This window comes from Niallia sp. XMNu-256 (assembly GCF_036670015.1).
GTDB lineage: Bacteria > Bacillota > Bacilli > Bacillales > Cytobacillaceae > Bacillus_BD.
Window position 1 is genome coordinate 4,089,443 of record NZ_CP137636.1, and the last position, 19,925, is coordinate 4,109,367.

25 protein-coding genes are annotated in these 19,925 nt (G+C 35.3%); 6 read left to right on the forward strand and 19 right to left on the reverse strand.

The window, feature by feature from the left end:
* Nucleotides 1-88 precede the first annotated feature (88 nt).
* Nucleotides 89-1,114 (forward strand): iron-containing alcohol dehydrogenase family protein, encoded by a 1,026-nt coding sequence (locus R4Z10_RS20535; protein ID WP_338471129.1) that lies wholly within the window; start codon nucleotides 89-91, stop codon nucleotides 1,112-1,114.
* Between the two features lie 183 nt (nucleotides 1,115-1,297).
* Here the strand turns inward: R4Z10_RS20535 and R4Z10_RS20540 are convergent, their stop codons facing one another.
* From R4Z10_RS20540 to R4Z10_RS20595, 12 genes are all read right to left on the reverse strand, one after another.
* Nucleotides 1,298-1,495 (reverse strand): DUF4177 domain-containing protein, encoded by a 198-nt coding sequence (locus tag R4Z10_RS20540; protein ID WP_338471130.1) that lies wholly within the window; start codon nucleotides 1,493-1,495, stop codon nucleotides 1,298-1,300.
* A gap of 24 nt (nucleotides 1,496-1,519) precedes the next feature.
* On the reverse strand, nucleotides 1,520-1,993 hold the full coding sequence (locus tag R4Z10_RS20545; RefSeq protein WP_338471131.1) for a hypothetical protein: 474 nt from the start codon (nucleotides 1,991-1,993) through the stop codon (nucleotides 1,520-1,522).
* A 15-nt stretch (nucleotides 1,994-2,008) separates the two neighbouring features.
* Entirely contained in the window at nucleotides 2,009-2,524 is a 516-nt protein-coding gene (locus R4Z10_RS20550) for a MauE/DoxX family redox-associated membrane protein (RefSeq protein WP_338471132.1), read from the reverse strand.
* Nucleotides 2,517-2,972: a hypothetical protein gene (locus R4Z10_RS20555; RefSeq protein ID WP_338471133.1), complete on the reverse strand. Its 456-nt coding sequence runs from the start codon at nucleotides 2,970-2,972 to the stop codon at nucleotides 2,517-2,519. Before R4Z10_RS20555 ends, R4Z10_RS20550 begins: the two co-directional genes overlap by 8 nt.
* Nucleotides 2,973-2,983: 11 nt before the next feature.
* Nucleotides 2,984-3,622, reverse strand: a complete 639-nt coding sequence (locus tag R4Z10_RS20560; RefSeq protein WP_338471134.1) for a CPBP family intramembrane glutamic endopeptidase — start codon at nucleotides 3,620-3,622, stop codon at nucleotides 2,984-2,986.
* Nucleotides 3,619-4,365, reverse strand: a complete 747-nt coding sequence (locus tag R4Z10_RS20565; RefSeq protein WP_338471135.1) for a hypothetical protein — start codon at nucleotides 4,363-4,365, stop codon at nucleotides 3,619-3,621. Before R4Z10_RS20565 ends, R4Z10_RS20560 begins: the two co-directional genes overlap by 4 nt.
* Nucleotides 4,366-4,374: 9 nt before the next feature.
* Nucleotides 4,375-5,229 carry an ABC transporter ATP-binding protein gene (locus tag R4Z10_RS20570; protein ID WP_338471136.1) on the reverse strand — a complete coding sequence of 285 codons (855 nt, stop codon included), beginning with the start codon at nucleotides 5,227-5,229 and terminating at the stop codon, nucleotides 4,375-4,377.
* A gap of 16 nt (nucleotides 5,230-5,245) precedes the next feature.
* Nucleotides 5,246-5,983, reverse strand: coding sequence for a hypothetical protein (locus R4Z10_RS20575; RefSeq protein WP_338471137.1), 738 nt, complete (start codon nucleotides 5,981-5,983; stop codon nucleotides 5,246-5,248).
* Nucleotide 5,984: 1 nt separating this feature from the next.
* Nucleotides 5,985-6,620 carry an ABC transporter ATP-binding protein gene (locus R4Z10_RS20580; RefSeq protein WP_338471138.1) on the reverse strand — a complete coding sequence of 212 codons (636 nt, stop codon included), beginning with the start codon at nucleotides 6,618-6,620 and terminating at the stop codon, nucleotides 5,985-5,987.
* Nucleotides 6,621-7,148: 528 nt separating this feature from the next.
* Complete coding sequence (locus R4Z10_RS20585; RefSeq protein WP_338471139.1) at nucleotides 7,149-7,571, reverse strand: DoxX family protein; 423 nt, start codon at nucleotides 7,569-7,571, stop codon at nucleotides 7,149-7,151.
* Nucleotides 7,572-7,776: 205 nt separating this feature from the next.
* Complete coding sequence (locus R4Z10_RS20590) at nucleotides 7,777-8,562, reverse strand: class III extradiol ring-cleavage dioxygenase (RefSeq protein ID WP_338471140.1); 786 nt, start codon at nucleotides 8,560-8,562, stop codon at nucleotides 7,777-7,779.
* A gap of 14 nt (nucleotides 8,563-8,576) precedes the next feature.
* Nucleotides 8,577-9,221 carry an esterase gene (locus R4Z10_RS20595; protein ID WP_338471141.1) on the reverse strand — a complete coding sequence of 215 codons (645 nt, stop codon included), beginning with the start codon at nucleotides 9,219-9,221 and terminating at the stop codon, nucleotides 8,577-8,579.
* 167 nt (nucleotides 9,222-9,388) lie between these two features.
* On the opposite strand from R4Z10_RS20595, the gene R4Z10_RS20600 reads away from it, so the two are divergent.
* Nucleotides 9,389-9,928, forward strand: a complete 540-nt coding sequence (locus R4Z10_RS20600) for a cupin domain-containing protein (protein ID WP_338471142.1) — start codon at nucleotides 9,389-9,391, stop codon at nucleotides 9,926-9,928.
* A 190-nt stretch (nucleotides 9,929-10,118) separates the two neighbouring features.
* Here the strand turns inward: R4Z10_RS20600 and R4Z10_RS20605 are convergent, their stop codons facing one another.
* Nucleotides 10,119-10,310, reverse strand: coding sequence for a hypothetical protein (locus tag R4Z10_RS20605; protein WP_338471143.1), 192 nt, complete (start codon nucleotides 10,308-10,310; stop codon nucleotides 10,119-10,121).
* 131 nt (nucleotides 10,311-10,441) lie between these two features.
* On the opposite strand from R4Z10_RS20605, the gene R4Z10_RS20610 reads away from it, so the two are divergent.
* Nucleotides 10,442-11,209: an alpha/beta hydrolase gene (locus R4Z10_RS20610; protein ID WP_338471144.1), complete on the forward strand. Its 768-nt coding sequence runs from the start codon at nucleotides 10,442-10,444 to the stop codon at nucleotides 11,207-11,209.
* Nucleotides 11,210-11,284: 75 nt separating this feature from the next.
* Here the strand turns inward: R4Z10_RS20610 and phaC are convergent, their stop codons facing one another.
* The 3 genes from phaC to R4Z10_RS20625 form a co-directional block, all read right to left on the reverse strand.
* The gene (gene phaC, locus R4Z10_RS20615) at nucleotides 11,285-12,373 is read right to left on the reverse strand and encodes a class III poly(R)-hydroxyalkanoic acid synthase subunit PhaC (protein ID WP_338473292.1); all 1,089 of its coding nucleotides are present in this window, start codon (nucleotides 12,371-12,373) and stop codon (nucleotides 11,285-11,287) included.
* Nucleotides 12,374-12,442: 69 nt separating this feature from the next.
* A complete protein-coding gene (phbB, locus tag R4Z10_RS20620; protein WP_338471145.1) occupies nucleotides 12,443-13,186 on the reverse strand; it encodes an acetoacetyl-CoA reductase in 744 nt (247 codons plus the stop codon).
* A 57-nt stretch (nucleotides 13,187-13,243) separates the two neighbouring features.
* Nucleotides 13,244-13,675: a polyhydroxyalkanoic acid synthase subunit PhaR gene (locus R4Z10_RS20625; RefSeq protein WP_338471146.1), complete on the reverse strand. Its 432-nt coding sequence runs from the start codon at nucleotides 13,673-13,675 to the stop codon at nucleotides 13,244-13,246.
* Nucleotides 13,676-13,892: 217 nt separating this feature from the next.
* On the opposite strand from R4Z10_RS20625, the gene phaQ reads away from it, so the two are divergent.
* From phaQ to fabG, 3 genes are all read left to right on the forward strand, one after another.
* Entirely contained in the window at nucleotides 13,893-14,321 is a 429-nt protein-coding gene (gene phaQ, locus R4Z10_RS20630; RefSeq protein ID WP_338471147.1) for a poly-beta-hydroxybutyrate-responsive repressor, read from the forward strand.
* A 78-nt stretch (nucleotides 14,322-14,399) separates the two neighbouring features.
* Nucleotides 14,400-14,915: a hypothetical protein gene (locus R4Z10_RS20635; protein WP_338471148.1), complete on the forward strand. Its 516-nt coding sequence runs from the start codon at nucleotides 14,400-14,402 to the stop codon at nucleotides 14,913-14,915.
* Nucleotides 14,916-15,061: 146 nt separating this feature from the next.
* The gene (gene fabG / locus R4Z10_RS20640; RefSeq protein WP_338471149.1) at nucleotides 15,062-15,796 is read left to right on the forward strand and encodes a 3-oxoacyl-ACP reductase FabG; all 735 of its coding nucleotides are present in this window, start codon (nucleotides 15,062-15,064) and stop codon (nucleotides 15,794-15,796) included.
* A 64-nt stretch (nucleotides 15,797-15,860) separates the two neighbouring features.
* On the opposite strand, the gene R4Z10_RS20645 is transcribed toward fabG, so the two are convergent.
* The 3 genes from R4Z10_RS20645 to R4Z10_RS20655 all read right to left on the reverse strand — a co-directional run bounded on the left by R4Z10_RS20645 (nucleotide 15,861) and on the right by R4Z10_RS20655 (nucleotide 19,807).
* Nucleotides 15,861-17,048: an acetyl-CoA C-acetyltransferase gene (locus R4Z10_RS20645; RefSeq protein WP_338471150.1), complete on the reverse strand. Its 1,188-nt coding sequence runs from the start codon at nucleotides 17,046-17,048 to the stop codon at nucleotides 15,861-15,863.
* A gap of 457 nt (nucleotides 17,049-17,505) precedes the next feature.
* Nucleotides 17,506-18,291, reverse strand: a complete 786-nt coding sequence (locus R4Z10_RS20650; RefSeq protein ID WP_338471151.1) for a 3-hydroxybutyrate dehydrogenase — start codon at nucleotides 18,289-18,291, stop codon at nucleotides 17,506-17,508.
* Between the two features lie 70 nt (nucleotides 18,292-18,361).
* Nucleotides 18,362-19,807, reverse strand: coding sequence for a GntP family permease (locus R4Z10_RS20655; protein ID WP_338471152.1), 1,446 nt, complete (start codon nucleotides 19,805-19,807; stop codon nucleotides 18,362-18,364).
* Between the last annotated feature and the right edge of the window lie 118 nt (nucleotides 19,808-19,925).

Sequence of the window (19,925 nt, forward strand, 5' to 3'; positions counted from 1 at the left end):
GTTCATGTATTTAACCCCCTTATCGATTTTGATAAGGGTTTTTTTATCAAAAAATCGGTATGATTAAATTAAAAAAGGAGATTTCTATATGGAAACTATTTTTGTACATGGAGCCCCTAGTGAGTATGTACTAGAAACCGGAATTTTAAATAGATTAGAAGCTAAATTGTTAGAACGGGGATTTAAAAAGGTTCTCATTGTTCACGGAGAAAAATCTTGGGCAGCAGCAAAGCCGTATTGGCCGGCTTTAACAGAGATTGAAGCAACCCAATATCAATATCATGGAGAAAACTCGTTATCGGAAATTGGTGCGGTTTCAAAACTTGTAATTAAAGGTTCTTATGATGCGATCATTGGCGTTGGAGGCGGTAAAATCCTTGATTTAGTAAAATCAGCTGGAAATGTCACACATAAACCGTCTGTCCTCATCCCTACTCTGGCATCGAATTGTTCTCCTTGGACACCTGTAAGCGTCATTTATGATGACGCAGGTACGTTTACCCGCTTCGATGTCTATCCTGTTGGAGCATCACTCGTATTAATCGAACCAGAAATTTTGTTAAACGGCCCTCTTGATATGTTCATTGCAGGGATTGCCGATACCCTAGCCAAATGGTATGAAGCCGATGTTCAACTCGCTCCTATTGAAACTAAATCCGTACCGTTGGAAATCTGTTACTTCACAGCAAAACAATGTAAGGATCTCTTATTACAATACTCCGAAGGTGCTGTGAATGCTGTTAAAGCCGGTATATTGAACGATGACTTCATAAAGGTAACTGAAACGATCATCATGCTTGGCGGAATGGTTGGCGGCTTTGGGGACCATTATGGCCGTGTCGCAGGCGCCCATGCCGTACACAACGGGTTAACGGTTTTAGAAGAGACTCATCATGCTTTACATGGTGAAAAGGTCGCCTATGGAATCCTTGTCCAATTAGTCTTGGAAAATAAATGGGATGAAATTGATCAGATTCTCCCATTCTATCAACAATTAAATTTACCTCTATCCATTGAAAATCTTGGCATTACACATGTTACCGATGAAATGATTAAACAAGTGGCAGAAAAAAACCGTGATTCCGGAAGAATCCATTCATGTTCTGCCTGCTGAAATGACCGCTGAAGTTGTCAGCAAAGCGATAAAGGATTTAGAAGCATATAGTCGTTCCACTCTCTTATTGTAAAAATAAAAAGCTTATCAATCGACTCTCCCGTTTGATAAGCTTTTACTTCATAAATATCAAATAGTCCCTATTGCCCGACCAGGTTAGTGACCATCAATAGAGTCGTTCCATTACTTGATATCTCTTGAAAAAATAATTTCATAGTATGAAGCACTACCATACAAAGATCCACTTGGTGAAAAAATCTGTACTAATTCCCATCCATCTTTAGCGTATTTATTAATAATTTCTTTATAATCCTCTGCAGGTTTTGTTGAAACTCCCTTTATTCCCTTTAAATTAATCTTGATAAATTGATATTCCTTCAATAGAATCGCCTCTTCTAAAATAAATTAAAGAATTTGCTTTACCATTTTAATATCGGAAATTACACTTTTGTCCATTACAGTTCCATTTTTGTTAATAACAAATAGGAATGGTTTAGATTTAAGAAATAGCTCTTCCATTGTAATAAAAGAAAATTCATATAAATTTTTATCATAATTATATTTATTTAAATAATCTATAGTTTCCTTTTCATTACTTATAAAGAGAATTTTAATTAAATTACCTTTTTTTTCTGATGTATAAAGTTCTTTTAACAATTTTTGACAGGCTATGCAATCAATATCTAAGCAGAGCAGTCCACTATATTCTTCTGTAAAGTAAAACTGATTTAAATTAATGGGGATCTTTCCCCCAAGTGGAATACTTCCTTGAGAAAGGACCATATTAATAATCTTTGGTACACTTCGAATCAAGGAAAGGGTCATAATTAAATTTACAACTAAGACTACACATAGAGTAATAATTAACCAATTGTTCATACTGCTCTCCTACTTTTACCTTAATAAAATCGTGTATTTATTAACATAAGAAAGAATAAACTTTGATCCAATAAGAATCCCCGCAAAGATAATGCCCATTATTTCCATTTGGGTTTCTATAAAAATACTGATTATAAAAACAATAAGAGTAAAAAGGTTTTTTAAAATTTTTGATACAGAAACTTTTTCAATGATAATGTCACCAAAACAACCACATTCTTGTTGCTCCTTATTCGTAATTAAGGAGTAGTTAATGACTAGTGTTGCTAGAATATATAGAGTTATAGCTATATATATACCAACGAATTGGGTAGTAGGAATTAATAAAAGTAACCCACCAATTATTTCAATTATTGAGAAAAGGACAGTTATGGATTTATACATGATTTCACTATGATGACTTTTAAGTTGCAAATTTATTAACCTCTTAAAGTTTTGATAGAAGTTTTCATGACTATACAATTTAAAAAGGCCAGAAATTAACAGCAAAAAGGACTGATAATATAGGAAGATACTGATTAAATTATCCAATTTTTCTTAACTTTCTTTTTCTAATGACATTTACTAATACACCGGTGATTGTCCCTGCTACAATCCAGTAGATAATTTGACTAGCAAATCCAGATATGGACAAATTTAAATCTACACTTACAATCGTATTGTTAGAGCCCGTATTCCAGGTAGAAATGCTTTCAATAAAATTACCCATTGTATTTGATTTCGAAAAGAAATAAAAAGGAATTAAAGTGATTAAACTTGCTAAAAAGGCACTTAAAGCTCCTGCTAAGATTAAATTGTATTTATTTTGACCAATGGTTGCTATTAAAGCCGTTATGATTGGTGTAAGAAGTACAACCAACATCATTATTAAAAGAAAAGCAAGGTTTGACGAGCTTTCTTGATAAATCCATATATTTAGCATTAAAACGATAGAGACTAATATGAAACCAGTTAGTATACTCAACATTATTTTTTTCATTTTAAAACCTCCTAAAAAGAAACCAACATATTATAGGCCAAGTGAATCATAAAACAAGGCAAAAGGTTTTTTGTTTTATAATATATAATTCCAAAAATTAAACCTAAAGGAAAACGAATAAGCAAATTATCTATTAAAGATGTATCTTGGTGAAACCCAATTGCAAATATTAGTGAGCATAAAACGATTGCAAGAATGGCATTCATGCTCTCTGTCATCCTTCTCTGTAAGATTCCTCTAAATAACAGTTCCTCTCCAAAACATGATACAGAGAAGTGTATCAAAACAGGCATTGCCATAGTAAAGTTACTAAAAATTACAAATGTAAGAATCGCTATACTAATTACATAAGTCCCTACTTCTACTAATCTATTCTCTCCTATTAACCTGAATCCAATCGTCCTTAATTGAGTATTTCCAATCTTCACTTCAAATATTGTTGGGACAATCACTAAAGCTATTAGCATTGGAAGTGTACCAATTAATAAAAACGGGGCTGGATCGTATGTTAAGCTATCTTTTTTAATGGAAAATATATTATGATCAAAAAAAAACGCAAAAGAAAATAAGAGAGCAATCATGAGAATATAAGAGATGTAAACAATACTAACACCAACAGTTGTTTTGATAAATGCATTTTGCACACTCATGATTTAACCTCTTTAAATCTAACCAACGGAATACAGATTAGTAGCAAGCCAATGATATAAATAAATAAAATCATTAGATCTTGATATTGAAAATTACGGTTAAAATCCGTAATTGTTAACGGCAACCACTCATCTATAACACCGTACGCATTTAACAATGAGGATAATAGGGATAATCCTATTGTGCCGAAGATAACACCTATATTCCCAAATAGCAGGGCCAAATTAAAGGATAACAAAATAAATATGAGGGCTAACGAAATGAATGAGGCACAAGCAATCAATATATTTAAAACCTCACTTGTTTTGCCCACTATTGTAATATTTTCCGGGGTAAATATCATACAGCTAATAATCATAAATAGAGCAAATGTTACGATGATCATAACCATGTTTGCAAATGAAACGATTAACTTAGAAAAAATTACTTTTACTCGACTTGGACTATTTAAGAAATAAGTAGATAATATTCTCTGGTCCAATTCCGCCCCCAATATGTTCCATACGGATATACAAGCGATAATTGCTGTTATTCCTAACATATTAAAGATCCCGACCACTCCGATAATTAGTTCACTTATGGGAATTAAATTATTACCTTCTTGTTGGATATTGACCAATCCACCCCCAGTGGCTAATTGGTATACAATAAAAACACCTATTAATGCAAGTGTGACAAGCGAAACATAAAATTCCTTTCTCCTAAACAGCTTTCTAAATTCAACACTTATTAATCTAGCCATTCTTTCTCCTTATCCAAATAATTGTTCTAATTTATTTTCGATTGATTCAATATGCTTTAAAGATACTCCTAAAGAACTCACGATAGAAACGATCTTATCTACTTCAATACCTTCAATTTCTATATATTCATCTATAACTCTGGCATCGTACCCTTTAGCCGTTAAGACCTTTACTACTTTGGCATTATCTGAAGTTATGATTCTACACCCTTTACCAATAGGTATTTCATCCATATGACAATCTAACTTTAAATGTCCTCTCTCTAGAAACAGAACACGATCTACTAATCCCTGCAATTCTGAAAGTTGATGACTTGAAATAAATATAAGTACCCCTTTTTGGGATAATTCTTTTAAACTATGCTGAAGATCCTTAATTCCGTTTGGGTCAAGACCCACAAAAGGTTCGTCTAAAATTAGAATACTGGGTTCGACAATTAACGCGCCAGCAAGTCCTAATCTTTGACACATACCAAAAGAGTAATCCTTTATTTTCCGTTTTGATTTATCTAACCCCACTAAATTTAAGGTGCCTTCAATTTTCCTTTCATCCATATTTCTAAGAATACATATTTCCTTTAGATACTCATAATTAGTTAAATATTTAGGAATTCTAGGTTCAAATAAGACGCCCAAATGACTATATACTTTTTTCCAATCTCTCCAAGGGTCTACACCCAAAACATGTACTATCCCACTACTTTTTTTAGATAGCCCCGTTAATATTTTCATTAATGTACTTTTTCCAGCACCATTCTTACCTAATAATCCGATAACACATGGAGTTTCTACTTTAAAACTAATATCTTTCAGAATACAAAAATCACCACTATATTTGGATAAATTCTGGACTTCAACGATCAATTTACTACACCTCAAATTAATATCTTACGAATCCCTTTTCTCTTTTTGTTAAATCAAAATAATATTTAAACAACTTATTTCCTATCAAATAAACTAATATTGAATTTATTATAGAAATAATTAAAAACATGTATTCATTGCTCTGAATAAATATATTTAATGATAGGAACGGAATTACTAATGCCCCTATATATTTCAAATTGTATAACCATTGTTCCCACGGTAGTATTGTACATAGCATGATGACAATCATCATAATATTTACAGTACTTCCTGTATCCTTATAATAGAGAGTTAACCCTGATACGAATAATCCAATCCCTAAACTACCAATAAATAAGGGAAAGAACGCTATTGAAATTTGCAAAAACACCTTGAGTCCATCTACAGATAGGAAGGAAAAAATACCTCCAATTAATAATACAATTGGGAGAGTCCAAACCCCATCAGCTAGGATCCTTGCAATGAGTAGTTGTTTAAACTCTGTATTTCTAGAAACAATTCTCTCTAATATTCCTAATTGCATATCTCCTCTAATATTATCTCCTCCAGCCCCAATCAAAGCTAACATGACTGGCCAAAGGATCATCATAAATCCCTGAGACAAATCAAAAATGGCAGTAATAACCGATAAGAAGATACCAATAAATATTAAATTACTAATAATATTAGTGAAAAAAGCAAATTTATAATTTTTCAATATGTAATAATTTCTTTTGATTTCATTACTAATAAGTTCTAAGAATCTTTTCATTTTATCTAATACTCCCAATTGTGGCAACAGACTTATGTATAGGGCTTAATATCCTATTTTCTAATAGAACCTCTCTATGAATGGTGTTGTGCAAAAAGTTTCTATCATGACTAACTATAATAATTGTAATATTCCATTCCTTATTTAATTTGTGTAAAACCGAGGTTAAATGCTTTACTGAATCTTCATCAAGCCCATTTGTTGGCTCGTCCATCAAGAGTAAATCAGGGTTATTTAATAACGAAATTCCTAATGAAAGCTTTTGCTGCATCCCTCTAGAATATGAACCTGATAATTCATTTATAAAATCTTCAAGATTTAAGAGTTTTATTATCCTTTTACTTATTTCTCTCTTATTTTTAATTCCAAATATGGTTGAAAAGTATATTAAGTTTTCATATCCCGTTAGGTTCCAATAAAAATTTCGAGACCCTTCTAATAGCATTTCTGTTTGAATTTTTTTGGAGTAGATAATTTCTCCCGCATCCTGGGTTAGTAAATTGCCCATTATTTTTAATAAAGTCGTTTTACCGGCACCATTACTACCAGACAAACCTAAAATTTCCCCTTCAAAAATATCAAGGCATATGTTGTCTAGTATTATTTTGTTCTCATACCTCTTTGAGATATTCTTCATATGTACTAAACATTCCAAGTTAAACAAACTCCTCTTAATTAATCAAAACAGGATCCCTAAAAAGGAAGGGAATCCTGTTTTTTGCTAGATTAAACAGACCATTTTTTTGTTACTTGATAACAAACTTCAATGTTAATAAAAAAAGTTATTCCAACACAACCTGGTTTTGAAGCAAATAGATTCTTTAACATGATTTCCACCTCTTTCTTCCTATTTTTTCTAATTATTTTGAAATAATATATTATTTCTATATAAAATATTATCAGACAATTTAAGACATGGCAAGACAAGTTTACAGAATTTACTTTTTCTTTACAATTTCTTTACATATAATCAATCTCTTATCCTATTGTCTTTGTTCAAACACACTTTCCAAGTTCCTAGGCAATCAAGATTATTTATACCCTTCATCATATAATTAAGACATTACTTATAGGCATGTTTACTTATACTAAGTTATAATCGACAAAATGTTTACACAACAAAAAGCTTATCAACCGATTCTCTCGTCTGATAAGCTTTTTCAAATTATATATTCTCACTGACTGTATCTTGGTTTTTAGAAAAAAGTGAATCAACGGATAGTAACTTGCTGCCGTTAATCACGATCACTACTGCCATTGCCAACAAGGCCAAGTCCAGTTCCCATCCAGCCCCTGCACCATTTCCTAGGAAACCACCGGATAATTTTGCCGTTAAAGTTGCACCAATCATAATAATTCCTAGTAATGCAGAAACGATTTTACTACCTAAACCAATAATTAAAGCAAATCCACCAACTAGTTCAATAATTGCTACTACATAAGCTAATGGTCCTGGTAATCCAATACTAGAAAACCAAGCTACTGTGTTTTCAATTCCACCTGCAAATTTCACATAACCATGAACAAAAAATGTAATTCCTAATATCACTCGTAAAATAAGTGTGCTAACTTCTAATTTATTTTCCATTCTATTTCCTTCTCCCCTGTATTAAATCTTGTTGTATTGTTTTAAATGAAATGCGCCTTGGCGGATTTGCCCCAGATAATCTTATAGCTCGCTCAACAAGCTTCCCCATATAAATCTGCGACATCCGCGGAGGCTTTTATTTTAGTCAGCTAAAGCTTGTACATACTGAATGGTTACTAAGCTTGGTGACTCATTCTAAATGAAGTTACCCGAACTGCCAAACACTATGGCTTAAGTTGCCATAACGATAACTACGGTGCAATAATTTAGCTTGTTTCGAATCATCTGCTGCTCCCATAGCGTAAAAGATTGGCACGAAATGCTCTTTCCCATATGCCGGCACAGCATGCTGGGCATTTGGTGCTAATGAATAATAATCAAATAGGGATGCTGTATCCCATGTTGCTAAATGCTTTTCCAGCCATTGATCAAAGTCAATCGCCCATTGATCATTTTCCTTGCCGTCCTTTTCCCATGCGACAATTCGTAAGTTATGAACGGTACCACCGCTGCCAATGATCAATACATCCTTTTCCCTTAAGGAGGATAATGCCTTTCCAATTTGGTACTGTTCCTCTGGAGTTAAATGCTGATTAACTGACATGGAGATCACTGGTATGTCTGCATTTGGGTAAAGCATCTTTAACACGACCCATGCCCCATGGTCCAACCCGCGCTTGGTATCAACTTCATAAGGAATCCCTTGTTGGGTAAATATGCTCTTAATTTCCTCTGTTATCGACTTTTCACCTTTTGCTGGATATTGAATTTGATATAAGGCCTCAGGAAATCCTCCAAAATCATAGATTGTTTCATATTCACCTTCAATATCACTTACATTTTGAACTTGAGCCTCGTAGTGAGCTGAAAACAGGACGATTGCTTTCGGCTTTGGCAGTGTTTTGCCTAACTCACTTAAGAACTGTGTGTATTCGTTATTTTCAATTGCTAATAATGGCGCTCCATGTGCGATAAATAATGATGGTAACATCTATTTTCCTCCTCTTATTGTTGGATTTGTTCTTGAATCCATTTCAATAAATCTTGCCTATTCTGTAATGAAACGGTATGGCCCTCTGGATACGAATGAAAGCTTACCTTCGCATTTAATTCTTTTAAATAGTTTTGTGCATCCACACCCCATTGATAAGGCAATACCCCATCCATTTCACCGTGTGAAATAAATACGGATAGATGATCAACTGGTTGAATTTTATAATCCTCTGAAAGGATTTTAGGTATATATCCACTTAAAGCCACAATCCCCTTAATTTTGTCACCAAGGGTTAATGCAAGAGACATCGATAAAATGGAACCTTGGCTAAATCCTAGACAGAATAACTGACTTTTGTCGATTGGATATTGTTCAGTGGCATCATCAATAAATTGAGTTAACTGACTTAATGATTGCCTAAATACATCACGATGCGGTTTTCCATACTCCTCTATTGTAAAAAAGGCAAAACCAGAACCTTGAGAAATCGGCCCGCGAATACTAAAGATGAACATTTGTTCCTCTAACCCTTGGACTAATGGAAACATGTTCTGTTCATTGCTCCCCATTCCATGCATTAAGAATAGAGCAGGGTATGTTTTTTGAGGATCTATTTTAATAGGTTTACGGAGTTCATAAAACAAAGGTGATTCCATACTCTTCATCTCTTTTCATCTTTTAATTTGTTTTGTAATAAGAATAAAAGTTTTTAAATATGAATATTTGTTGTTTATAAGGTAACAAATATTCATATGGATTGTCAACTCCTTTTTTGGTAATATAAATATTAGTTTCTTATTAGAAAACTTTTGAGGTGATTACATTGGATATCGGCTCCAAAATTCGGATGATCCGAAAAAGAAAACAAATCACTATTGCTCAGATGTGTGAGACTACTGGTTTATCAAAAGGATTTATTAGCAATGTTGAAAATAACCATACCTCCCCGTCTATTAATACGTTACAAGCGATCGCTAATTTTCTTGAAACTCCATTGCCTTATTTATTGCTTGAAAAGGAAGAACATATGCGTGTTGTGAAAAAAAGTGAAAGAGCCTATTCAAGCCATCATTCATTAAAAGTAGAACACATCGCTTCATTTGGAGGATTACGAATGATGATGGTAGAGTTTGCCCCAGGACAATCAATGGGTGAGGCAAATGCGCATGAAGGGAAAGAAAGCCATTTAGTCCTTAGCGGAAAGGTTCTTGCTGAGCAAGGGGAGGATTCTTTTATATTAGAAGAAGGAGATTCCTTTAGCTGGAATGCGTGCGTTCCACATTTTGTAAAAAATATTGGTGATGAAAAGGCGGTCATTTTGATTGCCGTTCATTCAGAAGAGGAATTAGAGGATCTTTTTTAGAAGCATGGATTATATTGATATTGCCAAGGTCTTCGTTGATTGGTGAGACGAAGGCTTTTTTCTTGGATTTTTTCTGATTATAGTTCATCTTGCTACTCTACTGTGAGATGGTAGTATTCACTTTATTTTTTGCGCATATCTCAAAGGGATAAGTGCCATTTTCCTTCGACCACACTCTGGTTTGCACCTATTACATAAACGATAGCAGCCATTTCCCACGACCATCCTCTGTTTTGCGCCTATCACTTGAACGATAGAAGCAAACTCCCGCGACCTCCCTATGTTTTGCGCCTATCACAACATGGACAATAAAAGCAATTTCCTCCACCACCCTGTGTTTTGCGCCTGTCACATAGACAATAGAAGCATCTCCCGCGACCACCCTTTTTTTATCCCTCCCACATAGACAATAATGTAATTTCTAGCATCGTTCCCTTATTTTTACCACGATCACAACAAGGATAATTAATTTTTCTACGATACGTTGTTTAAGTTACAGAATGTTTGTACAAAATGGTAAAAACATATCAAAAGGGGCAGGCATTTAAAATGATCGTTTATCAAGATATTGGAAAAGGAATACCCATTGTCTTCATTCATGGGCTAGGCAGTAAAAAAGAGGCCTGGGAGCCTCAGCACGAGCTTGCCAACCACTTTCGTCTAATTATTCCGGACTTAAGAGGACATGGGGATACCGCATTGGATCAAGACATTACACTTAAAAACTTTGCCCTTGATATTATTTATTTACTAGACTATCTAAAAATCCCCAAGGCATTTATTTGTGGATTATCATTAGGAGGAATTATTGCCCAGGAGATATATTGGCAACGCCCTGAAAAGGTGAGCGGATTAGTCCTTGCGAATACAACATCCTATATTCCTGCACTGTTCTCATACAATACGATCCAACGTTCGAAGCAACTACTTCATAATGATAGAGAACGCTTACGAACTCAAATTGTAGAAACCTCACTTCACAATCAGGAATATAAAGAAGAGGCAACAAAGGTCTTTAAGATTAGAGATTCCTATCTTGATTGCGCCAGAGCTCCAATTGGTATTAATTATTTTATGATCCTTCCAATGATCAATAAGCCTGTTCTATTAATAGGTAGTAGTCACGATCGAGTAACCCCATTTTTAAACGTGATGATGATGCGTAACTTTATTAAAGACTCGAAAATCATCCTTTTTAAAAACACTGGACATTTAAGCAATATTGAACGAAAAGAGGCCTTTAATGATGCCATCTCACAATTTCTATGTTCAGTAGGATAAAAAAAGAGCGCCCTATAATAGGACACTCTAAAAATTAGAAATGAGTTTATCTTAAATGTATTACAAAAATTTAAATTAGTTTGAGCGACTTTCTAACCAATCTGCAACGGTCGGATACGTAATTTTGGTCGCTTTGCTACCAAATGTAATAGACGTATGTCCAACAGGTAAATCAATGTATTGTTTGTCTTTACTTGAGATTACATCCATTAGAGCTTCTACTTGATGTGGCTGAGCAATAATGTCATTTTGGCCTGAAAGATTTAAAACATTGGCTTTAATGTTACTTAAATCTACCCTTTGGCCACGAACAACAAGTTCGCCTTTAATTAGTTTATTTTGCTGATAGAAGTCTCTAATCCACTGGCGGTATGCTTCACCTGGGAAAGGAATTCCGTCGTTTAACCATTTTTGTAGTAGCTTCCAACTCTTAACAAAGCTTGAGTTTTCAGCACGGTCAACAAGACTTACATACGGACCATAGAAATTGGAAATTGGCTTAATCAGCTTGTTTCCAAAGTCGATCATTTCCGGTGGAATAAGACCTAATGTGTCAACTACCTTATCGACATCAAAGTTGCTTTCATCTAACATCTTTCCATAAGAACCTGTATCTGCAAAGTCAAATGGGCTTGTCATAAATACAAGATTACGGATTGGCAATTCTGGGTGTAGCGAAGCAAAAATACTTGTCATCGTACCACCCATGCAATAACCAAATAATGAAACTTCATCTGCACCAGATGTACGTAGAACTTTCTTAACTGCACGTGGAATATAATCTAGGATGTAATCATCCAATTTCATATTCTTATCTTCATAGCCTGGTGTACCCCAGTCAATCAAGTACACATCATAGCCACGATTCACTAAATATTCAACAAAGCTGCCGCCTTTTGTTAAGTCTAAGATATACGGTTTATTGATAAGTGCATAAATCATTAAGATTGGCACTCTGTGTTCAACCGGCTTATCAGATATATAGCGGTATAGCTTTGTTTTATTTTTTGTCCAAATTACTTCTTTCGGTGTAGGAGCCACTTCAGGTTCAGCTTCAACCGTTAATACATCTGTTGCTTTTTTTACCCGATTATATACCTTTTGATACTCCTCAGGCATAAAGTCAGCCATCTCTTTCCACTCTTCAGTTACAAAAATACTAATGGTACTCACTCCTTAACAAAATAGAATTTCTCATTAAAACATATACAGTAGATGAGTGGACTATTACAATTACATGTAAATTCCGCCGTTAATGTTTAACTGTTGCCCTGTGATATAGTCGCCGTCTTTACATAGGAATACAACACCTTTTGCAATTTCTTCAGGCTTACCAAGACGTTTTTGTGGAATCTTAGCTTTAAGACCATCTAGAACTTTCTCAGGAATTGCAGCTACCATTTCTGTACCAATATATCCTGGGCAGATTGCATTAACAGTTAAGTTTGTTTTCGCAGTTTCAAGCGCAAGTGATTTTGTAAAACCAATTAAACCAGCTTTTGCAGCTGCGTAGTTTGTTTGACCAAAGCCACCGAATTGACCAATAATTGAAGAGATGTTAATGATACGTCCCGCTTCAGCTTCAGTTAAGAATGGTAAAGCAGCTGATGTTGTATTGTAAACACTGTTTAAGTTTACATCAATTACTTGTCTCCAATCTTCTTCAGAAAGCTTTTTGAATGTGCTGTCTCTTGTAATTCCAGCGTTGTTTACTAAAATATCTACTTGACCAAAGCGCTCAACAGCTGCTTCGATTAATTTTTTAGCATCTTCACTTTTTGAAACGTCCGCTTGCACTGCGTATGCTTCAACGCCAAGTTCGTTGATTTCTGCTACCATTTTGTCTGCAGCTTCACTATTGCTATTGTAGTTAAGAACAACTTTAACACCGTTCTTTGCTAATTCTCTTGAGATTGCTGCTCCAATTCCTCTACTTCCACCTGTTACGATTGCTACTTTGTCTTGAATGATTGCCATGATAGTTATCCCCCATTTTAGTATATTTAAATATTTAGATGTTTTTTGCGTATTAGATTAGTTTTTTGCTTGAGTTGTTGCTGTTTTTGGCTTTTCACTTTTTTGTGAATTTAAAATAGTAAGAATATCATTAAGCTTTTGATCCAAAGTCTTTACATCCTTTTTAACGCTGGCTAATTCGCGTTGTAGAGATTGATTTGACTCTATTGACTTTAGATCTTCAACTAATTCTTCTAATTCATCAACCTTTGTATCAACATTGACAATTAGAGATGATATACTTGCCAAATCATTTCTTGTTGGAATATTAACAGACTCTAAATAACGTTCTGTCATTTCATCTAACATCTTTTTAAAAAGAAGGTTCATTTCCAACACTTGGCCTACACCTTGTGAAGGAAAATCCTCTGTTACTTTCTCATCAATGGAACTGCTTGTTTTGAAATAAAAGTCTTTCCACATGTCATACAAGTTATAATCTCTAGTCATGTTTTCTCCTCCAATACTTTATTGACATATCTATAATACTAAGTTTCTCTCAAGATTAAAAGGCTAAATTTTTAAAAAATTGTAAAAAGATTGTCGAAATAACAAGTATTTGCCCGAATTAACAAAAAATTAACAAAAATATTTAAAAATAGTTTTGACATTTCGTACACTTAGGTGTAAATTACATATATGGACTTGAACGATGGAGGGATACAAGATGACTACCGACAAAAATGAATCTCAGAAGAAACAACCTTCTAAAGAGGACAAAGTAATGACACCCATGCCAAAAAATTTAATGGTACCTGTTATCCTATTAAGTCTCCGAGATTGGAGTTTACATGGGTACAAAATTATTCAAGAATTAACACGTTTTGGCTTTACTACTATAGATCAAGGAAACCTTTATCGAACATTAAGGCAACTAGAAAAGGATAACTTAGTAAAGTCTGAATGGGATACCTCAAAAGGAGGACCAGCGAAGCGAATTTATTCCATTACTGATGCTGGTGAAGCTTATTTAAAAACATGTACCGATGCACTTGAACAATACCAATCCATTATTAACCGCTTTTTTACTATATACATGGATATGTTTTTACCACCTAAGACGACCAAACAGCAGGATGATGAGGAAAAGAAGTAGCATGACTGAATCACATGATTAGTGACTCTGCAGTTTACCTGCAATGATCATATAAAAAATATTAGGAGGTCATTCAAAATGGCAACAGCTACAAAAAATGCATCCGTAAATTTAAGTGAGACTTTATTAAATTCTTGGTCAGAAGGACTTGAAAGAGTATGTATCGCTCAAAATGAATTAGAGGCTTTAATCCTACAAGCAATTGAAAACCAAAAGGAATCTTGGGGCAAACTTGATGGTGACATCGTTAAAATTCAAGAAGAGCAAAGAAAACTAATTGAAGATATTCGTGAACAAGCAAAATTAAATCTTCAAAAGGCATTTGGCCAATCAGCAAGCAAGGCCTTTGAACAATTAAATGCTCAATTTGATGAAGTAAGCAATCGTGTACAAGAATTATCTGTAAAGCCTTATAAAGAAGGCGTATCTTTAATCAATCAATCTCAAGATCAATTCAAACAATCTTTACAAAGCGGCTTTGATCAACAACAAAAAGTCCGTGAAGAGTTCAAAAATCAACTTAAATCAGCTCAGCAAATATACTTCGATTTTTATGAAGCCAACTCTAAATTAACTTTAAATTTGTTTAAATAAGGGACAGCGATTTTTTCGCTGTTCTTTTTTTGGGGAAGTCCGAATAAATTATATTACAGTCACTCTTAACATCCGTGATTGTAGGCAGAATCGTAAGTCTGTGTAACAATTCGAATTAAATACTAGCACAAAAATGAGGTGATTTTTTGAGATTTACTGATAAAGTGGTAATGGTGACAGGTGGAGCCCAAGGTATTGGTAAAGAAACAGCAAAAAGATTTCTTCAGGAAGGTGCAAGTGTTGTTATCTGTGATTATGACAAAGCAGCCGGTGTAGCTGCTCTCGAGGAATTCAACAGTGACAAAGTAGACTTTTACAAAGTGGATGTGACTGATTCTGCGCAAATTGGACAAATGGTCGAATCTACCATCAATAAGCACGGAAGGATCGACGTGTTAATTAATAATGCCGGTATAACACTAGATGGCTTTTTAACAAAAATGGATGAATCAGCATGGGAAAAAGTCATTGCTGTTAATTTATCAGGCGTCTTTAAATGTACAAAGGCCGTTGCCCCACATATGCTTAAGCAAGGTTCAGGTGTGATACTTAACGCTTCCTCTGTTATTGGGTTATATGGAAATATTGGGCAAACGAATTATGCTGCAACAAAGGCTGGCGTCATTGGGTTAACGAAAAGTTGGGCGAAAGAATTTGGTCCGAAGGGAATTCGTGTGAATGCCGTTGCCCCTGGTTTTATTGAAACAGGCATGACAGCCGCTGTTCCACAAAAGGTGCTTGATTTGATGAAGGATAAGACCCCTCTAAGGAGACTTGGCAGACCAGAAGACATTGCTTCAGCTTATTTATACTTAGCGTCAGATGAGGCCAATTATATCAATGGCACGATTCTGAGTGTTGATGGTGGGTTAGTCGTTTAGTTTAAAATGATTAAAAGAACAGGAGACTTCTATTCTAGAAGTCTCCTGTTCTTTTTAATATAAATTATGCCTTTTCAACGATCGTTGCTACGCCTTGTCCGCCACCAACACATAGAGTAGCTAAACCGTATTGGTTGTCTCTCTTTTGCATTTCATGAATCAAGCTAACTAGGATTCTAGCACCACTTGCTCCAATTGGGTGTCCAAGTGCAATCGCACCACCGTTAACATTTAATTTATCTTTATTAAATTGAAGTTCACGGTCAACAGCAATTGATTGTGCTGCGAAAGCTTCATTTGCTTCAATTAAATCGATGTCTTCTAGTGATAAAGCTGCTCTTTCTAGAGCCTTTTTCACAGCTGGAACCGGTCCAATCCCCATAATGCTTGGATCTACTCCTGCACTTGCATTAGCTTTGATTGAAACTAGTGGTTTTACCCCTAGTTCATCTGCCTTTTTACGGCTCATTACAACAAATGCTGCTGCTCCGTCATTAATACCAGAAGCATTACCAGCTGTTACAGAACCATCCTTTTTAAATGCAGCACGAAGCTTGCCTAAGCTTTCAGCTGTTGTTCCCGCACGAGGGAATTCGTCCTTATCAAATACAGTTACTTGTCCTTTACGTCCTGGAATTTCAACTGGGATGATTTCATCTGCAAAGCGGTTAGACTCTAGTGCTGCTTGAGCTTTTTGTTGGCTCCATGCAGCAAATTCGTCTTGCTCGTCGCGTGAAATTTCGTATTTTTCAGCTAAGTTTTCAGCTGTTACTCCCATGTGATAATCGTTCATTGCACACCATAATCCATCTTGAATCATGCTGTCGACAACTTTTTGATTGCCCATTTTAAATCCGCTACGTGCTCCTTCTAAAACATAAGAAGCCGCACTCATGTTTTCCATTCCACCCGCTACGATCACTTCAGCATCTCCAGCAAGAATTGCTTGTGTTGCTAAGTGAACAGCATTTAATCCAGATCCACAAACTTTGTTTATTGTAAGAGCAGATGCTTCCTGTGGAACTCCCGCAGCTAGAGCCGCTTGTCTTGCCGGGTTTTGTCCAAGGCCTGCTGATAATACATTCCCCATAATGACTTCATCTACATCACTAGCTTTTACTCCAGCCTTTTCTAGTGCACCTTTAATAACGATGCCTCCAAGTTTTGTAGCCGCTACATTTTGTAAACTTCCTAGAAAGTTACCGATCGGTGTTCTAACCGCACTTACAATTACTACTTCATTTACTGACATTTGATCTCCTCCAGATGATTTTTATGTAGAGTCATTTTCAACCAATATAATACTATAGATTGCGACAATTTTAATCACAAATTATTCGACAAATTTTGAAAAATTGATTTTGTTTAATAGTATTTAAATATCTATATGTTTATAATTTTAATAGTTATAAAGAAAAAATCCAGTTGGTAATGTAACAATCATTGGTCTAAATATAGAAAAAACCTGACCTCTCAAGGGCCTGATTTCAGTTTTGTTTTTAAAATCACTTTTAAAGAATAGTAATAAGACATAAAAGAAATTAGTAGAATTTACTCGAATTATGTAGAAATGTTTTTTCTCATTTTAGGCTCACTAGGTTGAAAAAGCCCCTTATTCGTAAAATAGGCAGCGCAATAAAAGTAAATAAGTTAATTATGTCGCACAAAAGAATCCTACTCTGTCCAATGAATAGGATTCTTTTACTCTATTATTGAGCTGTATACCCACCATCTAGCACAACTGCTTGACCTGTAACTGCTGCACCTTTTTCACTTGCAAGGAAGATCGCATAATCAGCAATTTCCGATACCGATAATAATCGTTTTTGTGGAACCATTGCGAGAATAACATCTTCAAGCGCACTGTCAAGACTAACGTTTCTTGTTTTGGCTAAGTCAGCAATTTGCCCGCGTACAAGTGGGGTATCGACATATCCAGGGCACAAGGCATTTACAGTAATACCATCTCTTGCACATTCCAATGCGGCCACCTTTGTTAAGCCGATTACACCATGCTTGGCACTGTTATAGCCGGCCTTACCAGCAAAACCAATCAGTCCATTGATTGAAGCCATATTAATGATTCTCCCCGACTTTTGCGCTTTCATAATTGGAAATACGTTTTTAATGCCGATGAACGAACCTGTTAACATGACACTTATTAGCTTTTCATATACAGCTGTTGGAAACTCCTCGATTGGAGCGACATATTGGAAACCGGCATTATTGATTAAAATATCGATCGTCCCAAAATGATTTTTAGCTGCTTCAATTGCACTTTTGTAAGCCTCTTCATTTGTTACATCACATGGAGCTGAAAAAGCGGTAAGCCCTGCTGCATTTAATTCTGCCGTTTTTTCCTCACATTTTTCAACGTTTATATCTGAAATGACTACTTTTGCCCCCTCTTCAGCAAACTTCCTCGCAATTTCTAAGCCAATTCCGCTAGCTGAACCTGTAATAAAGGCAACCTTTCCTTCTAATGTTTTTGTCAATAATAACCTCTCCCTTATTAAAATCTCTCGTAATCAAATTCGCCTCGCTGAATTTGAGCGCTAAATGAAATTAAACAATGCCAAACCAAGTATAAAGGGCAATAATTACGAAAACGGCCAATGTTTTGATAATTGTAATTGCAAAGATATCCTTATAGGATTGTTTATGGGTTAACCCTGTTACTGCTAATAATGTAATAACCGCCCCATTATGTGGAAGCGTATCCATACCACCTGATGCCATTGCAACAACCCGGTGCATGACTTCCGGTGGAATATTGGCAGCTGCAATCATGGCATTATATTGATCAGCCATTGCGCTTAACGCGATTCCCATGCCACCAGATGCAGAACCAGTCATACCTGCTAATGCGGTTGTTGTAACAGCCCCATTGACAAGAGGGTTAGAGAAAGTTCCACCTAAACCACTACTAATCGCTGCAAACCCTGGTAAAGCTGCAATGACTCCACCAAAGCCATATTCAGATCCTGTATTCATGACTGCAAGTAAAGAACCCCCAATACTAGTATTTAGGCCCTCTTTTAACTTTTTCTTGACCCTTTTGTAATCATAGGCAATGGATGTAAGGATCCCAACGATTAGCGCAAGTCCTACCGCCCAGATCGCTGATGTTTTTGCCACATCAACTGTATATTCAGGCAAGCCAAGGGCAGCAAAGTCAAAGCCATTTGGATACCAAGAAGGAATAGCCGTTGATAAATAATTATTCATAACTGCAACAGATAGAAGTGGAATGAAGGCCAAAATTTGTCTTAATACAGTTCCATTAGAATGTAAATCTGGAGCTGACTTATCTTCTTCTTCCTTTTCCGCAATTGCCTCAAGGGCTGCTGCAGTTTCATCAGCAAATCCATAATATCCTTCACCCGCTTTAGCAGCTGTTCGCTTTCTCCATTCTAAATAGGTTAAACCCGCAGATAATACAATGACACCACCAATAATACCTAGAGTGGGTGCTGCATAAATATCAGTCCCAAAGAATGAGATCGGAATGACGTTTTGAATTTGCGGTGTACCTGGAATTGCATCCATTGTGAAAGTAAACGCACCCAGTGCAATCGTACCTGGAATCAGTCTCTTTGGAATATTGGCTTGTCTAAATAATTGATTAGCAAATGGATAAATAGCAAATACGGCAACAAATAAACTTACGCCGCTATAAGTCAAAATCGCCCCTAATAAAATAACGGTTAACATCGCTTGCTTTGCACCAATTAAACGAACAATTGTCTTTGCAATTGACTCTGCAATTCCTGACATTTCAACGACTTTACCAAAAATTGCACCAAGCAAGAATACGAGAAAATAATCTTTAATAAAGCCCACCATTTTTGGCATAAATACGCCTGAATAGAACGGTAATACATTGGCTGGGTCAATCAAGAATACGGCTAACAACGCACAGAGGGGTGCCATTAAAATAACGGAAAAACCCTTGTATGCTGTAAACATTAATAAACCAAGTGAAAGTAGTATAATTAATAAATCCCACATAGTAACTCCCCCAGAAAAAATGTTTAGTTTCCTCTTCTCATCGGATTAAACCAATACATCTTTTTCTTTCTCTCTATTTTTGTAATAATTCCAATTTTCCGATGATACTGCCATATAT

Excerpts from the sequence above, each read along its gene's own strand:
- R4Z10_RS20535 (WP_338471129.1), top strand. The coding sequence starts at position 89 with ATGGAAACTATTTTTGTACATGGAGCCCCTAGTGAGTATGTACTAGAA.
- R4Z10_RS20545 (WP_338471131.1), bottom strand. The coding sequence starts at position 1,993 with ATGAACAATTGGTTAATTATTACTCTATGTGTAGTCTTAGTTGTAAAT.
- R4Z10_RS20555 (WP_338471133.1), bottom strand. The coding sequence starts at position 2,972 with ATGAAAAAAATAATGTTGAGTATACTAACTGGTTTCATATTAGTCTCT.
- R4Z10_RS20560 (WP_338471134.1), bottom strand. The coding sequence starts at position 3,622 with ATGAGTGTGCAAAATGCATTTATCAAAACAACTGTTGGTGTTAGTATT.
- R4Z10_RS20565 (WP_338471135.1), bottom strand. The coding sequence starts at position 4,365 with ATGGCTAGATTAATAAGTGTTGAATTTAGAAAGCTGTTTAGGAGAAAG.
- R4Z10_RS20575 (WP_338471137.1), bottom strand. The coding sequence starts at position 5,983 with ATGAAAAGATTCTTAGAACTTATTAGTAATGAAATCAAAAGAAATTAT.
- R4Z10_RS20580 (WP_338471138.1), bottom strand. The coding sequence starts at position 6,620 with ATGAAGAATATCTCAAAGAGGTATGAGAACAAAATAATACTAGACAAC.
- R4Z10_RS20585 (WP_338471139.1), bottom strand. The coding sequence starts at position 7,571 with ATGGAAAATAAATTAGAAGTTAGCACACTTATTTTACGAGTGATATTA.
- R4Z10_RS20590 (WP_338471140.1), bottom strand. The coding sequence starts at position 8,562 with ATGTTACCATCATTATTTATCGCACATGGAGCGCCATTATTAGCAATT.
- R4Z10_RS20595 (WP_338471141.1), bottom strand. The coding sequence starts at position 9,221 with ATGGAATCACCTTTGTTTTATGAACTCCGTAAACCTATTAAAATAGAT.
- R4Z10_RS20610 (WP_338471144.1), top strand. The coding sequence starts at position 10,442 with ATGGTAAAAACATATCAAAAGGGGCAGGCATTTAAAATGATCGTTTAT.
- phbB (WP_338471145.1), bottom strand. The coding sequence starts at position 13,186 with ATGGCAATCATTCAAGACAAAGTAGCAATCGTAACAGGTGGAAGTAGA.
- R4Z10_RS20625 (WP_338471146.1), bottom strand. The coding sequence starts at position 13,675 with ATGACTAGAGATTATAACTTGTATGACATGTGGAAAGACTTTTATTTC.
- phaQ (WP_338471147.1), top strand. The coding sequence starts at position 13,893 with ATGACTACCGACAAAAATGAATCTCAGAAGAAACAACCTTCTAAAGAG.
- R4Z10_RS20635 (WP_338471148.1), top strand. The coding sequence starts at position 14,400 with ATGGCAACAGCTACAAAAAATGCATCCGTAAATTTAAGTGAGACTTTA.
- R4Z10_RS20645 (WP_338471150.1), bottom strand. The coding sequence starts at position 17,048 with ATGTCAGTAAATGAAGTAGTAATTGTAAGTGCGGTTAGAACACCGATC.
- R4Z10_RS20655 (WP_338471152.1), bottom strand. The coding sequence starts at position 19,807 with ATGTGGGATTTATTAATTATACTACTTTCACTTGGTTTATTAATGTTT.